At 62.1% G+C, this 13,067-nt stretch carries 16 protein-coding genes and 2 pseudogenes; 9 read left to right on the top strand and 9 right to left on the bottom strand.

All coding sequences use genetic code 11. From position 1 onward, the window contains the following. Position 1: 1 nt before the first annotated feature. The 7 genes from AC0L2M_RS20595 to AC0L2M_RS20565 form a co-directional block, all read right to left on the bottom strand. Positions 2 to 1,027, bottom strand: coding sequence for a MotA/TolQ/ExbB proton channel family protein (locus AC0L2M_RS20595; RefSeq protein ID WP_023800004.1), 1,026 nt, complete (start codon positions 1,025 to 1,027; stop codon positions 2 to 4). A gap of 115 nt (positions 1,028 to 1,142) precedes the next feature. Beyond that, positions 1,143 to 1,850 (bottom strand): PAQR family membrane homeostasis protein TrhA, encoded by a 708-nt coding sequence (gene trhA, locus AC0L2M_RS20590; RefSeq protein WP_128245946.1) that lies wholly within the window; start codon positions 1,848 to 1,850, stop codon positions 1,143 to 1,145. 124 nt (positions 1,851 to 1,974) lie between these two features. Next, positions 1,975 to 2,775 carry an inositol monophosphatase family protein gene (locus AC0L2M_RS20585; RefSeq protein ID WP_023800002.1) on the bottom strand — a complete coding sequence of 267 codons (801 nt, stop codon included), beginning with the start codon at positions 2,773 to 2,775 and terminating at the stop codon, positions 1,975 to 1,977. 138 nt (positions 2,776 to 2,913) lie between these two features. Continuing rightward, positions 2,914 to 3,480 carry an elongation factor P gene (gene efp, locus AC0L2M_RS20580; RefSeq protein ID WP_023800001.1) on the bottom strand — a complete coding sequence of 189 codons (567 nt, stop codon included), beginning with the start codon at positions 3,478 to 3,480 and terminating at the stop codon, positions 2,914 to 2,916. Between the two features lie 184 nt (positions 3,481 to 3,664). Continuing rightward, positions 3,665 to 4,696: a tetratricopeptide repeat protein gene (locus AC0L2M_RS20575; protein WP_023800000.1), complete on the bottom strand. Its 1,032-nt coding sequence runs from the start codon at positions 4,694 to 4,696 to the stop codon at positions 3,665 to 3,667. A gap of 1 nt (position 4,697) precedes the next feature. Further along, the gene (locus tag AC0L2M_RS20570) at positions 4,698 to 5,345 is read right to left on the bottom strand and encodes a thiamine phosphate synthase (protein ID WP_091593557.1); all 648 of its coding nucleotides are present in this window, start codon (positions 5,343 to 5,345) and stop codon (positions 4,698 to 4,700) included. A 133-nt stretch (positions 5,346 to 5,478) separates the two neighbouring features. Continuing rightward, positions 5,479 to 6,408 carry a DMT family transporter gene (locus tag AC0L2M_RS20565; RefSeq protein WP_473532370.1) on the bottom strand — a complete coding sequence of 310 codons (930 nt, stop codon included), beginning with the start codon at positions 6,406 to 6,408 and terminating at the stop codon, positions 5,479 to 5,481. Between the two features lie 134 nt (positions 6,409 to 6,542). Here AC0L2M_RS20565 and AC0L2M_RS20560 point away from each other — a divergent pair, with 134 nt between their 5' ends. The 6 genes from AC0L2M_RS20560 to AC0L2M_RS20535 all read left to right on the top strand — a co-directional run bounded on the left by AC0L2M_RS20560 (position 6,543) and on the right by AC0L2M_RS20535 (position 10,160). Beyond that, positions 6,543 to 7,001 (top strand): Lrp/AsnC family transcriptional regulator, encoded by a 459-nt coding sequence (locus AC0L2M_RS20560; RefSeq protein WP_128245948.1) that lies wholly within the window; start codon positions 6,543 to 6,545, stop codon positions 6,999 to 7,001. A 111-nt stretch (positions 7,002 to 7,112) separates the two neighbouring features. Then, entirely contained in the window at positions 7,113 to 7,883 is a 771-nt protein-coding gene (locus AC0L2M_RS20555; protein WP_128245949.1) for a sulfite exporter TauE/SafE family protein, read from the top strand. Positions 7,884 to 8,072: 189 nt separating this feature from the next. After that, positions 8,073 to 8,477 (top strand): hypothetical protein, encoded by a 405-nt coding sequence (locus AC0L2M_RS20550; RefSeq protein ID WP_023799995.1) that lies wholly within the window; start codon positions 8,073 to 8,075, stop codon positions 8,475 to 8,477. Between the two features lie 401 nt (positions 8,478 to 8,878). Beyond that, positions 8,879 to 9,409: a protease adaptor protein RcdA gene (gene rcdA / locus AC0L2M_RS20545; RefSeq protein ID WP_287067967.1), complete on the top strand. Its 531-nt coding sequence runs from the start codon at positions 8,879 to 8,881 to the stop codon at positions 9,407 to 9,409. A 116-nt stretch (positions 9,410 to 9,525) separates the two neighbouring features. Further along, on the top strand, positions 9,526 to 9,876 hold the full coding sequence (locus tag AC0L2M_RS20540; RefSeq protein ID WP_128245951.1) for a DUF2200 domain-containing protein: 351 nt from the start codon (positions 9,526 to 9,528) through the stop codon (positions 9,874 to 9,876). A gap of 128 nt (positions 9,877 to 10,004) precedes the next feature. Further along, a complete protein-coding gene (locus AC0L2M_RS20535; RefSeq protein ID WP_473532373.1) occupies positions 10,005 to 10,160 on the top strand; it encodes a hypothetical protein in 156 nt (51 codons plus the stop codon). Positions 10,161 to 10,261: 101 nt separating this feature from the next. Here AC0L2M_RS20535 and AC0L2M_RS20530 read toward each other — a convergent pair whose 3' ends face one another. Both AC0L2M_RS20530 and AC0L2M_RS20525 read right to left on the bottom strand, forming a co-directional pair. Further along, positions 10,262 to 10,549, bottom strand: a complete 288-nt coding sequence (locus AC0L2M_RS20530) for a hypothetical protein (protein ID WP_128172642.1) — start codon at positions 10,547 to 10,549, stop codon at positions 10,262 to 10,264. A 163-nt stretch (positions 10,550 to 10,712) separates the two neighbouring features. Then, positions 10,713 to 10,940: pseudogene (locus AC0L2M_RS20525) on the bottom strand (cyclophilin-like fold protein); the annotation flags it as partial. Here AC0L2M_RS20525 and AC0L2M_RS20520 point away from each other — a divergent pair. From AC0L2M_RS20520 to ruvA, 3 genes and pseudogenes are all read left to right on the top strand, one after another. Next, positions 10,934 to 11,737 (top strand): annotated as a pseudogene (locus tag AC0L2M_RS20520) (LysR family transcriptional regulator); the annotation flags it as partial. The pseudogenes AC0L2M_RS20525 and AC0L2M_RS20520 sit on opposite strands and share 7 nt — an antisense overlap. A gap of 179 nt (positions 11,738 to 11,916) precedes the next feature. Continuing rightward, complete coding sequence (gene ruvC / locus AC0L2M_RS20515) at positions 11,917 to 12,426, top strand: crossover junction endodeoxyribonuclease RuvC (RefSeq protein WP_023799993.1); 510 nt, start codon at positions 11,917 to 11,919, stop codon at positions 12,424 to 12,426. A gap of 10 nt (positions 12,427 to 12,436) precedes the next feature. After that, positions 12,437 to 13,057 (top strand): Holliday junction branch migration protein RuvA, encoded by a 621-nt coding sequence (ruvA, locus tag AC0L2M_RS20510; protein WP_473535736.1) that lies wholly within the window; start codon positions 12,437 to 12,439, stop codon positions 13,055 to 13,057. Positions 13,058 to 13,067: the final 10 nt, after the last annotated feature.

The following is a 13,067-nucleotide window of genomic DNA, read 5'->3' as shown; positions in this document are numbered from 1 at the left end:
GCTAATGGACTCCAGTCTTCTTCAAGGCGTCGGCGATCTTCTCCAGAGTGTTGCGCATCGCCTTCTGCTCGTCCGACTGGGCCTCGACCCAGTCGCGCATGATCTGCTGCTCCGAGCGCATGTTCTTGACCAGGCCCGAAATGCCGTCGGCAAGGTTGGCCATGGCGGTGGCGACACGCGGATTGGCGCCGCCGCCGTTCTCTTGCATGCTGCGCAGTCTTTCCGACAGGACGCGGATCTCGTCGGAGGACTCGACCCTGGGCGGTTCGGCGACGACGATGTCGGAGGACAGGTCGGTGACCGAGGACAGCCAGTTTTCGAGCTCGGTGTAGAAGCGTGTCTGGGCGCGGCCAGCCTGCAGGTCGAGGAAGCCGAGCACCAGGGAACCGGACAGGCCGAACAGCGAGGACGAGAAGGCGGTGCCCATGCCGGCCAGCGGCGCGGAAAGCCCGGCCTTCAGCGATTCGAGCACGGCGGCGGCATCGCCGGTACCGGGATCGAGCGAATCGATGGTTTCGCGGATCGAGCCGATCGTGTTGAGCAGGCCCCAGAAGGTGCCAAGCAGACCAAGGAACACCAGCAGCCCGACAAGATAGCGCGAGGTGTCGCGGCTTTCGTCGAGGCGGGTGGCGATCGAATCGAGCATGGTGCGCATTGAGCTGGTCGAGAAGGCGATCGTCGGCGAGCGGCCGATCATCGCCTTCATCGGCGCCAGCAGCACCGGTTCGGTGGTTTCGGAGCCGGCCCGAAAAGAGTTGACCCAGCGCACTTCGCGAAACAGCCGGCCGACCTGCGCGAAGGCCAGCAGGATGCCGACCGCAAGCACGCCGACGATCAGGCCGTTGAGACCGGGATTGGTGGCAAAGGCTGTCGAGATCTGACGGGTCAGGATGGCGGCGATGAAAGCGACGATCATCAGGAAGATGACCATGGTCAGGAGAAAGACCTGCGGGCTCGACAATTTGTGCGGATCGTACATCAGCACGTCGGAGCGCCTGCCCATGCCGAAGGATTTGAGTAAAGCCATCCGTGCCCCGTTTCCGATGCCGCCGCCGCCGCCAATTCACGTTTGACGGCGACTCTAAACGCAATTGTGACCAAATTGAATGGCGCTTGGCAATATTGCCAAGCGGACCATTGCGTTAGGGTCGGTTGATGACCAGGCAGTCGACCATGGCGGCAAGATGCAGGCCGGCGCCGGTGACGACAAAGCCGTGCCACAGCGCATTGTGGAAGCGCAGGCCCTTCCAGGCGAAGAAGATGACGCCGCAGGAATAGACGATGCCGCCGGCGACGATCAGCGCGATCGATGTCGTCGGCAATGTCTGGACGAGCGGCTCGACCAGAACGATGCCGCTCCAGCCGATGGCGAGATAGAAGACGATCGCCAGCCGGTCGAAGCGACCGGGAAGAAGCACTTTGATGGAGATGCCGATCGCTGCCGCGACCCAGACCAGGACGATCATCGAGATGGCCAGCGACGAACCGTCGAGCTGGGCGAGGAAAGGCGTGTAGGTCGCGGCGATCAGCAGATAGATCGCGGCATGGTCGAAGCGCCGCAATATCCACTTGGCAGGCGATGACACCGGCCACAGATTATAGGCCAGCGACACCGACAGCACGGCGAACAGCGAAACCACGTAGAAAGCGGCGGCGATATATTCGCCCGGACCTGTATGGAAGGCAGCCAGCGCCAGCAGCGTCGAGCCAGCAGCAATGGCGAGCACGATGCCCACCGCATGGACGATGCCGTCAGCGATCATTTCGGCGCGCGAATAGTGCCAGCGTCCCATGAACGGGATTTCGATCTGGGGTATCTCGATCTGGGATTTCGGGCCGATGCGCGTCATGAATGATCCTGCATCCCCTTATTTGGGCGGATGCCGGACAGCATTTCAAGCTTTCGTTGCGGTTTTGCGACTGCGGCGGTTCAGCGCGCCAAGTCCGGGTTCATGGTTTTTCGGGGATCATGGTCTAGCGCGGCGTCACCGGCTTCCTGACGGTCTTCAACAGCGCACGCTGGATGGTCTCGTTGCCGGCGACGATCGAGCCGCCATCCAGCATGTTCTGCCCGCCGGCGAAGTCGGAGATGAAGCCGCCCGCCTCGCGGATCAGCAGGATGCCGGCGGCGACGTCCCAGGCCGACAGGCCGGTTTCCCAGAACCCGTCCATGCGGCCGGCAGCGACGTAGGCGAGATCGAGCGAGGCGGAGCCGAGGCGGCGCACGCCCGAAACTTCGGCCATCACGTTGCGCAGCTCGATCAGGAAATTGCCATGTTGGCCGCGGCCGAGATGCGGCACGCCGCAGCCGATCACCGTGTCGATCAGCTTGGTGCGGCCGGCAACCCGCAGCCGGCGGTCGTTCATGAATGCGCCGCCACCGCGCTCGGCGGTGTAGAGTTCGTCCATCGCCGGATTGTAGACGACACCGGCGACGATCTGGCCCTGGCGCTCCAGCGCGATCGAGATGGCGAAGAGCGGAATGCCGTGCAGGAAATTGGTGGTGCCGTCGAGCGGGTCGACGATCCAGCGGTGCTGGCTGTCGTCGCCTTCGATCAGGCCGCGCTCCTCCATCAGGAAGGCATAGCCCGGCCGCGCCTTCGACAGCTCGGTGAAGAGGATTTCTTCTGCCTTGCGGTCGGCCTGGCTGACATAGTCGCCCGGCCCCTTCATCGAGACCTGCAGGTTCTGCACTTCGCCGAAATCCCGCGACAGCGAGCGGCCGGCCTTCATAGCGGCCTGGACCATGACATTGAGGATCGCGGAACGCGCCATTGCTCTTCTTCCTGCCGCTGCGCCTATTTGCCTTGAGGCATGATCTTATCCAAAAAGTCTGCAACTTTTTGGGATGATGCTATTTGCTTTGAGACATGATCTTGTCCAAAAAAGTCTGCAACTTTTTGGGATCATGCCTTAGTCGGCGCGGCGCACATAAGTGATTTCGTTGGTGTCGACGATGATACGCTCGCCCGAGCCGATGAAAGGCGGCACCAGCACGCGAATGCCGTTTTCCAGCATCGCCGGCTTATAGGACGAGGCGGCGGTCTGGCCCTTCACCACCGGGTCGGCCTCGGTGATCGTCAGCGTCACCTGGTCGGGCAGCGAAATGCCGATCGGCCTTTCGTCATAGAGCTGGACCGTCACCATCATGCCGTCCTGCAGGAAGGCAGCGCGATCGCCGACGAAATCCTTTTGCAATTCAAGCTGCTCGTAGCTTTCGGTGTCCATGAACACCAGCGCTTCGCCCTGTTCGTAGAGGAAGGAGAAATCCTTCATCTCCAGTCGGATCTGCTCGACTGTCTCGGCCGAGCGGAAACGCTCATTGAGCTTGGTGCCGTTGATCAGGTTCTTCAACTCGACCTGATTATAGGCGCCGCCCTTGCCTGGTTTGACAGCGTTGGTTCTGACCGCCACCCACAAGCCGCCATCGTGCTCGATGACGTTGCCGGGACGGATTTCGTTGCCATTGATCTTGGCCATGATGATGTGATCCGGAATGAGATTTTCGCGACGAAAGCGATTTGGCGCCTCCAAGACCACAAATCGCCAGGAGAGGCAAGCGATTGGGCAAGAGGGAGAGTGGACAGCAGGGGAGTAACGGCGGAGCCATCCCCTCGTCAGCATCCATCCCCGCCGCTGCCCGATATTCACTGTCCGCGACGCTTTACGGCAGGCGGTTGGCCTTCTGCAGCAACTGCTTGGTCTGGTCGTCGGTCAGGCCCTGCAGAAAATCGTCCATCTCCGGATCGATCAGCCCGGCGCGCCGTGCGACGACGTACCAGGCGCCGGCAAGGATCGGATCCGGATCGGTGCCGATGCCGCCCATGTAAAGCTTGGCGAGGCGGTTCTGGGCGGCGACATTGCCGCCCTCGGCGGCCTGTTTCATCCAGCCGAAGCCGGACTTCAGGTCGCGGGCGCCACCGCGTCCCTCGATCATCCAGGCAGCGAGATCGATCTGCGCCGTATCGTAGTTCTGCCTTGCTGCCTGCGCCAGCAGGCCGCGCGCCTGGGCATCATCGCGCAGCTTGCCGCCGACGCCATTGGCATAGACCTGCGCCAACGCATATTGCGCGTCGGCAAGGCCGGTCGCGGCGGCGCGCTGATAATAGGACACGGCCTTTGCGATGCCGGCATCGCCGGGGTCCTGCCGCACCAGCAGCTGCGCGAAATTGAACTGCGCCAGACGGTTGCCGGCCTCGGCGGCGGCCTGCATCAGCGCGTAAGCCCCTTTCTCGTCCTTCTTGACGTAGCGGCCGTCGAGCAGCATCAGCGCATATTGGAACTGCGATTCCGGTATCCCCTGCTCGGCGGCAAGCGCGTACCACTTGGCCGCCTCCGCCGCGTCGACCGGCACGCCAAGGCCGCGCGACAATATCTCGGCGATCAACGTCTGCGCCGCCGGATCGCCGTTCTGGGCGCGAACCAGAGCGAGGTTGTAGGCCGTCTTGTAAAGGCCGCGCTGGAAGGCGCCATAGGCAGAATCCGACGGCTTTGCACCGAAGCGGTCGGGATTAATGGCGTCGGCCGACGGCAGCGGCGCCGTGGTGGCGGGCTGCGGCAGCGGCGTGGCGATCGGCTTGTCCGTGCTTGCAGCGGTGTCGGGCTTCGGTTGCGGCAATGGGACGGTTTCCGCCACGGCGACCTGCACCGTGAGCTGCGCAAGCAAAGCACCGAAAAGGATTGTCGGCGCGGGCACGTCAGTCCTCGAAACGCGGCGCGGTTTCGTCGAGCAGCGCGTTGGCGCTGGCGACTGCCATCTTTGGGTCGATGCCCTCGGCAAAGACGGCGCTGGACAGCGCCACGAATTCGGCGCCGGTGGCAGCCACCGCTTCCACCGAAGTGATGTCGGACCCGGCCATGACGATGCAAGGGATCTGGATCACATCCGCCCACCATTGCCCCAGCGACAGGTTGCGTGGGTGCGGCTCCGGCTTGTTGTCGTAGCCGAAGCGGCCGAAGAAGATGTAGTCGGGTCTGAGTTCGCCGAGTTCCAGCGCATCGTCGCGGGTCTTGGCGCCGCCGGTGCCGACCATCATTTTTGCCTGGAAACGCTCGATCGTCTCGGCGAGTTCGGCCTTGCCGGCCTCGACATGAAGGCCATCGGCCTGGACGCGGCCGGCGATGCGGGTGTCGCCGGCAATGATGACAGCGATGCCTGCCGCTTGCGCCGCCGGCACGATCTGTTCGGCGAAGGCCTGGAAGGAGGCTTCGTCCATGTCGTTTTCGGGCAGGATCAGCGAGGCGACGTCGCCGCCCTCGAACGCCGCGCCGATGTGCTCAGCCGGCATGCCGGGCGGCGCGATCAGCACGATGCGGCAGCGATTTGGAGGCGTTGCGTCGTTCATTGGTTTTTGACCCCGGTTTTCGCCTATGCCGGGCGAAGATGGTTGCATTGCGGCATAGAGCAAAGTGCCGGCCTTGAACAGGCGGGCGGCCAGGACCGTTGGCGCATGATTGTCGCACGGCGACGTTGTTGCCTCACTTGATTGCCTGGGTGCTCTCGGCTGGGGTCTTCGATTTCCACAGCGTCCAGCCAAGATTCATGCCGGCGGCGGCGACCAGGATGGCGGCGCCGCCGACCATCTGGGCCGGATGCAGGCGGTGGCCGAAGGCGACGACATCGACCAGGATCGCGACCACAGGGTAGATGAAGGACAGCGACCCCTGCAGATAGGTTGGCAGTTTCTGAATGGCGCCGTACATCAGGATGTACATCAGGCCGGTATGGACGACGCCAAGCGTCGCCAGCATGCTCCAGCTCCACACGTCGGCGGGAAGGTGGGAAAGGTTGGCGAAGGGTGCCAGGATGACGACGCCGACGCAGACCTGGATGAGGGCGATCAGGTGCGGCGACGTGCCTTTGAGCTTCTTGGTGACGATGGCGGCGACGGCCCAGAAGAAAGCCGCACCCAGCGCCATCGCGATGCCGATAAAATAATCCGTGCCGACATTACCTGTATTGGGGCCTGCATCGGAGCCGGCATCAGGCGAGCCTTGCACGATCAGCAGCATGCCGGCGAAGGCGATGCCAAGCCAGGCCAGCTTTGTCAGGGTCAGCCGCTCTGAGAAGAAGAGCGCGCCAAAGCCGACCAGCATGAAGGGCTGCGTGTTGTAAACAGCCGTGGCGATCGAGATCGAGGCGCGGGAAAACGAGCTGAACAGCAGCAGCCAGTTGATGACGATGGCCGCGCCGCCAAGGGCCGCAATCGCCACGATGCGCAGTGACAGCGTGCCGCGCAGCAGCCCCAGGGCAGCGCAGATGATCAGCAGCGTTATAGCGCCGAAGGCGCAGCGCCAGAAGACGACGTCCATGATGGGCTCGCCCGACATGACGACGAACCATCCGATCGTGCCGAGGATCACCATTGCGGCCGTCATTTCGACCGTGCCACGCACCGCGCTGTCCATGAATATTGCCTCTCGAAACGCTGATGGTTGATAATCCCATGCCACATCAGCGCTTTCAATAATTTGCGCCGGGTGATATGCCCGTTATGCCTAATTAAATAAGGTGAAGACGGCCTTTTCCTTGGGAATGTAAAATGCTGGACGATCTGGACCGACGCCTTCTCGAAAGCCTGATCAAGGATTCGCGAACCTCATTGAAGGAACTGGCCCAGCAGGTAGGACTGTCATCGCCGAGTGTCGCGGAACGCCTGCGTCGGCTGGAGGATCGTGGCGTTATCAGGGCCTTCACCGTCGAAATCGATCCCCAAGCGCTCGGCTACACCTTGCAGGCGATCGTTCGCATCCGGCCCTTGCCGGGCAAGCTGCATATTGTCCAGAAGCTGATCGAGGAGATTCCGGAGTTTGGCGAATGCGACAAGGTGACGGGCGACGACTGCTTTGTTGCCCGGCTGTTCGTGCGCTCGATCGGCGACCTCGACAAGCTTCTCGACCGTATCGCCGACAAGGCCGAAACGAGCACAGCCATCATCAAGGGGCAGCCGATCCGCAGGCGCCCGCCGCCACTCGGCGCAACTGCCTCCTCAAAACCGTGACAGGCCTCAGCACGAACGACCACAGCGTCGTGTGCGCATTTGCTGTCGCGGCGCGAAAGTTTATCGGCTATTCCAGCGTCTACACGCTTTCCCTCCAACTGCTCCCCGACGATGTCAGGCTTGCTATTCGATCCATGGTTCTATGCCGCTGCCGTTCCAGCCGTCATCCTGGTTGGTCTGTCCAAGGGCGGCTTTGGCGGCGCGGTCGGTTTCGTCGGCGTGCCGCTGATGGCGCTGGCCATGCCGCCGGTGCAGGCAGCCGCCATCCTGCTGCCCATACTGTGCCTGATGGACGTCGTCTCGGTGTGGACATGGTGGGGGGTCTACGACCGCAAGATGCTTGCGGACATGATGCCGGGGGCAGTGATCGGCATCGGCCTCGGCTGGCTGACCGCGGCGCTGGTGACAGCGGAAATGGTGCGGCTGATCGTCGGCGCCGTGGCGATTATCTTCGTGCTTCGCTGGGTCTATCTACAGGTGCGGCACGGTGCGCGCCACTCGGCCGAGCCCAACCGCGCGGCTGCCGCACTCTGGGGGACGGTCGCCGGCTTCACCAGCTTCGTCGCCCATGTCGGCGGCCCGCCCTTTCAGGTCTATGCGCTGCCGATCCGGCTCGATCCGAAAGTGCTGTCGGGCACCGCCGCAATCTTCTTTGCCGCCACCAACGCGTTGAAGCTCATCCCCTATTTTGCGCTCGGACAGTTCGACACCACCAACCTGACCGCATCGGCGGTTCTGGTACCGCTGGCGCCGCTCTCGACCATCGCCGGCGCCTGGCTGGTGCGGCGGATGCGACCGGAACTGTTCTACCCCTTCACCTATGCGACCGTAGCGGTCGTCGCGGTCAAACTCCTGTGGGACGGGATCGCCGGCCTTCTCTAGATTGCCAGCCGATGGAAGTTGCCGGCAGCCGAGCCGTCAGCAGCGTCACGGCGGTTTCAGGCGGGCGCGATGCGACATCGTCCAGAAACATTGCCGATGCTAATGCGCCGATGCCGGGGACCCGGTGGCGGGGCGACCGCCTGATCTCAACCCATTCCCATGACGGGAAAAGGCAATTCGGGGCATAACATGCAAAAGGTAGCACGAAACTTCTTCACGCTGGCCGTCTTCTACGCACTCGCCGGGATGGCGCTCGGCCTACAGATGGCGATCAGCAAAGATCATGCGCAGATGCCAACCCACGCCCACATCATGGTGGCCGGATGGCTGATGTCGGCGGTGTTTGCATTCTTCTACCATCTGTTTCCGGCAGTCGCGGAAAAGACGCTTGCCACCGTCCATTTCTGGTTGACGGCAATCAGTGGCACCGGACTGTTGATCGGCCTTTACATCATGCTTGCCGGCAACCCGGCGATCGAACCGCTGGTGGCAACATCCTCGATGGGCTTTTACGCTGGGCTGCTGCTGTTCGCTTACATCGCGCTGCCGGTGGTGTGGAAAGCCGAACGGCATGCTGAGACGCAAAAGGCCTGAGTCCAAAGGTCTGGGCCCCAAAAAGCCTGGAGTTATTGTGCTGTTACGGCACAGGCGGGCGACGCTTGATCAAAAAATATCCTCGCAGTTAAGGCTTCATTAAGCTTTACAGGCGTTTACTATGCGCATCCAGTGATCTGGATTCTTACCGAGTGGTTGGAGCCACTTTGTTTGACGCCTCCCTGTTAAACTCCTGAGAGCCGCCTTATCCGCGGCTCTTTTTTTTCGGCGACCCGGATTGCCGGTCGCCCGCGCCGCTGCGTCGCCGTTAACCGTTTGTTAAACATGTGCTTGCCTTCACCGGCGGCGAAGCGCATTTTCAAGCCTCGGTCATTTAGGGTGCAGGCGTGGCGGCGATGACGCCGATTCGGCCGGCTGTTAGGCAAGTGCAGGGCGTATCGATGAACGATCCTTCGAAGGGAAGCGCGAAAACCATCAAGCTGGCGGAGCGCCGGGTTTTCTCCCAATCCTTCAAGCCGCTCTACCAGGAAGGCATGGGCCTGGTCGAGCAGGCGGCCGAATATCTGGACGGCAAGGGCCGGGCCGAGGCGAAGAAACTGTCCAGGCTGGCGGCGACGCTCTATGCGGCCGAGTCGATGCGACTGACCACGAGGCTGATGCAGGTCGCCTCCTGGCTGCTTCTGCAGCGCGCCGCGAATTCCGGCGAAATGACTCGCGATCAGGTTGCTTCCGAAAAATCCAAGGTGCGTCTCGACACCGCTTCCGCCAACAACGATGCCGCAGGCTGGGTCGAGCTGCCCAAGGATTTTCTTGACCTCATCGACCGCTCGCTGCGCCTGCAGGCACTGGTGCGCCGCATGGACGAGGAAATCTACGGCGGCGCCGTGGCCGAGGCTGCGCCATCCGGCCGCCGCACCAATCCGGTTTCCGACCAGATCACGCTGCTCAACACGGCTTTCGCCCGCGGCTGACAGACTGCTCGATATCGAAGATGTTCGAAGGCCATCCACACTTTACGATCTTCCCCTGCGATGCCGTGGACGTGATGCCGCTTCTTGGCCCCGATCCCGACGCATGAGGGAGTGCCATGACCGAGCATCGAATCTATTCCATGAGCTTTGCCAGGGTCTATCCGCACTATGTCGCCAAGGCAGAAAAGAAAGGCCGCACCAAAGCCGAGGTCGATGAGATCATCCGCTGGCTGACGGGCTACACCCAGAAGCGGCTGGACGCCCAGCTGGGGAAGAAAACCAGCCTGAAGGATTTCTTTGATCAGGCGCCTCAACTGAATCCTTCTCGGAATTTGATCACGGGGGTGATCTGCGGTGTCCGGGTGGAAGACATCGAAGACCCGCTGATGAAGGAAATCCGCTACCTCGACAAGCTGATCGACGAGCTTGCCAGGGGCAAGGCGATGGAGAAGATCTTGCGGAAATGACGCGATCGCACGATCGCATCGACTGCGATCCGACAATGACGCGAACGAGCATCGTGGGGCCGGAAGCGGAACGTTCGCTTTCGGGATGATGGCGCTAGAAAGCCGACCTTTTCATCCAGCCGACCGCCTTGCGCCAGAAGCTGGCCTCCGTGATTTCATATCCAAATATCGCGTTTCAGATCGGATACCTGAAGAACGCCGTTGGCGAGGGTAGCGACGGCATCGACAACGATGGACACAGCGAATCGACATCGACACAGGGCGGCTTCGGCCGCCACGTTTGATGGCAACGGATGACGTTCAGGGCTAGTTGCACGGCGGCGACGAGCCCGACACGATGTCGCAGGCGAATCCACGCGACGGGCAGCAAGGGCCGTCGCCGACTCTATGTTCCCTTCACGATTCTCGGCTTTGGTGGTCGGCGGGATTGAGCCGCACTCTCAAGGGGCAAGGCCAGCCGCTTCTCGTCTTCGATGGCGCGATCGACTGCCTCGATTTCCTCTTGGAGTTCCTTTAGCTTGGCTCCGTAGCTGGAGCCGTCGCTGTCCCCGATCTGAAAGCCGCTTGCCCGCATTGCGTCGCGGGTATGGTGCACGTTACGGACTCCTTCGCGTCGAGTCGCGACCAGGATTTCCCTGAACTCTCCAAGACGTTCAACGTGATTTCGAGTCATTGCGTTCTCCTATTTCGTCGTCATCGGCGCTGACGGCGATTCAGCACGGCTAAAACTTACGGCGCAGAAGGTTTAAGCGACTCTAAGAGATACGCTCGACAAAACATGAATGCGGAAGCTCAAATTTGACCCTTGCAATAAAGTGGAGCGCGGGAGGCGGCGTTCATCCATTGTGCGGTAGCCTTCCGGGCTCAGGAAGAACTTCGACGCGCATCGGATGCTCTCCGCGCACCAGAAGCGGCGCTGGCCCCTGGTCGAGACGCCCGAGCCGGATCAGGCCGCGCGACCACCGATAGGGACCATGAAACATCGCATGATTGCCCCAAGGGGCGTAGTAGCAAAGATCGCCAACCGCCTCGTTCCCGAAGCGACCGCCGCCTTCCGGCGCAATCGACGCTCAGCCATACAATCAAGCAGCTCGAAGCGCGCATGGGCATCCGCCTGCTGACCCGCACCACGCGCAACGTCGCAACGACGATCGCGGGCGAACGGCTGCTGCAGACAATTGCGCCGCGCATCGCCGAAATCGACGACGAGATCGCGGCGCTGACGGCGCTCCACGACAAGCCGTCAGGCTCGATCAGGCTGACCCTGTCCGACCATGCACTCGAAAGCGTGGTCTGGCCCAAGCTCAAGCCGGTGCTTGTCGCCTATCCCGATATCAGCGTCGAACTGATCCTGGACAGCACCTTCCGCAACATCGTTGAGGAAGGCTTCGACGCCGGCGTCCGGATTGGAGAGAGCGTTGAGAAGGATATGATCGCGGTGCGCATCGGTCCCGACTGGCGTCTGGTCGCCATTGCTTCGCCTGCCTATCTCGCCGCGCATGGTGTGCCCGAGCACCCGCAAGAACTGATTCGGCATCTCTGTATCAACATGCGTCATGAAAGCGCCGGCGGCCTTTACGCCTGGGAGTTCGAGAAGGATGGGCAGGCGCTCCGCGTTCGAGTCAACGGTCAACTGACCTTCAATAATACTTATGCCACGATTGATGCCGCGGCCAGTGGATACGGCGTCGCCTACGTCCCGGAGATCATCGTCGAGCAGCACATCGCACGTGGCAAGCTGGTTCAGCTCCTGGACGATTGGTCGCCGTTTTTTGAAGGCTATTTCCTCTACTATCCGAGCCGTCGTCAAAATCTTCGCGCGTTCAAAGTCATCGTCGATGCGCTACGACATCGGAATTGAAGCGAGGGGATCTACGCGCGGCTCACGGACCCAAATGTCCGCTCCGCTTCGGTTCTCGCAGACCACGCCGTCTGTCTCGTCAGAGCGAATTCTCAAACAGCCTGTGGGACGCAGCGGAACCGTTTCTGGTTTGTTCACATTTCGCTGGCATCGCTGTCCGCCACGGGTAAACTTGGCGGATGGGGGAAACGATTCGCATCATCGGCATCGATCCGGGGCTGAGGCGCACCGGTTGGGGCATCGTCGAAAGCCTCGGCAACTCGCTGCGCTTCGTCGCCTCCGGCACCGTGCGTTCCGACGACAAGGCGACGCTGGCGACACGGCTTTGCCAGTTGCATGACGGACTTGCCGAGATCCTGCATGCCGCCATGCCGCACGAAGCAGCGGTTGAGCAGACCTTCGTCAACAAGGATGCGGCCGCGACGCTGAAGCTCGGCCAGGCGCGCGGCATCGCCATGCTGGTGCCGGCGCTGGCCGGCCTGGTCGTTGCCGAATATGCGCCCAACGCCGTCAAGAAGGCGGTGATCGGCGTCGGTCATGGCGACAAGAAGCAGATCCACATGATGGTCAAGGTGCTGATGCCGAAGGCGACGTTCGACACCGACGATGCCGCCGACGCGCTGGCCATTGCCATCTGCCACGCGCATCACCGGCAGAGTGTTGTCTATAGGTTGGCGGCGCTGGCATGAGGGACCACACATGATCGGCAAGCTAAAAGGCACGCTGGACGAGGTCGACGAGGATTTCTGCACTATCGACGTGCATGGCGTAGGCTATGTCGCCCACTGCTCGACGCGCACGCTGGCCGCCTTGCCGGCCCCCGGCGAGGCGGTGGTGCTGTTTATCGAGACCTATGTCCGCGAAGACATGCTGCGGCTGTACGGTTTCCAGTCGGTGCTGGAGCGTGAATGGTTCCGGCTGTTGATGAACAATGTGCAGGGCGTTGGCGCCAAGGTCGCGCTGGCCATCCTGTCGACGCTGGCGCCGGCCGATCTCGCCAATGCCATCGCATTGCGGGATATTGCCATGGTCAGCCGCGCGCCCGGTGTCGGCAAGAAGGTGGCCGAGCGCATCGTCACCGAACTGAAGAACAAGGCGCCGGCCTTTGCCGGCGCTGCCTCCGGCACCATCGGCCTGAAGCAGGAGCTTGGCGAAGGCGTCGCGCCGGCGCCAATCACCGACGCCGTCTCAGCGCTGGTCAATCTCGGCTATTCACGCGATACCGCCGCCAATGCGGTGGCGGCGGCGCTGAAAAGCGCCGGCGAGGACGCGGATGCGTCGAAGCTGATCCGCTTCGGACTGAAGGAACTGGCGCGGTGAGTCTGCGCTT

Source organism: Mesorhizobium sp. WSM4806, assembly GCF_055811635.1.
Note: the sequence above shows the minus strand (reverse complement) of the source record. Positions and strands in the feature narration are given on the sequence as shown.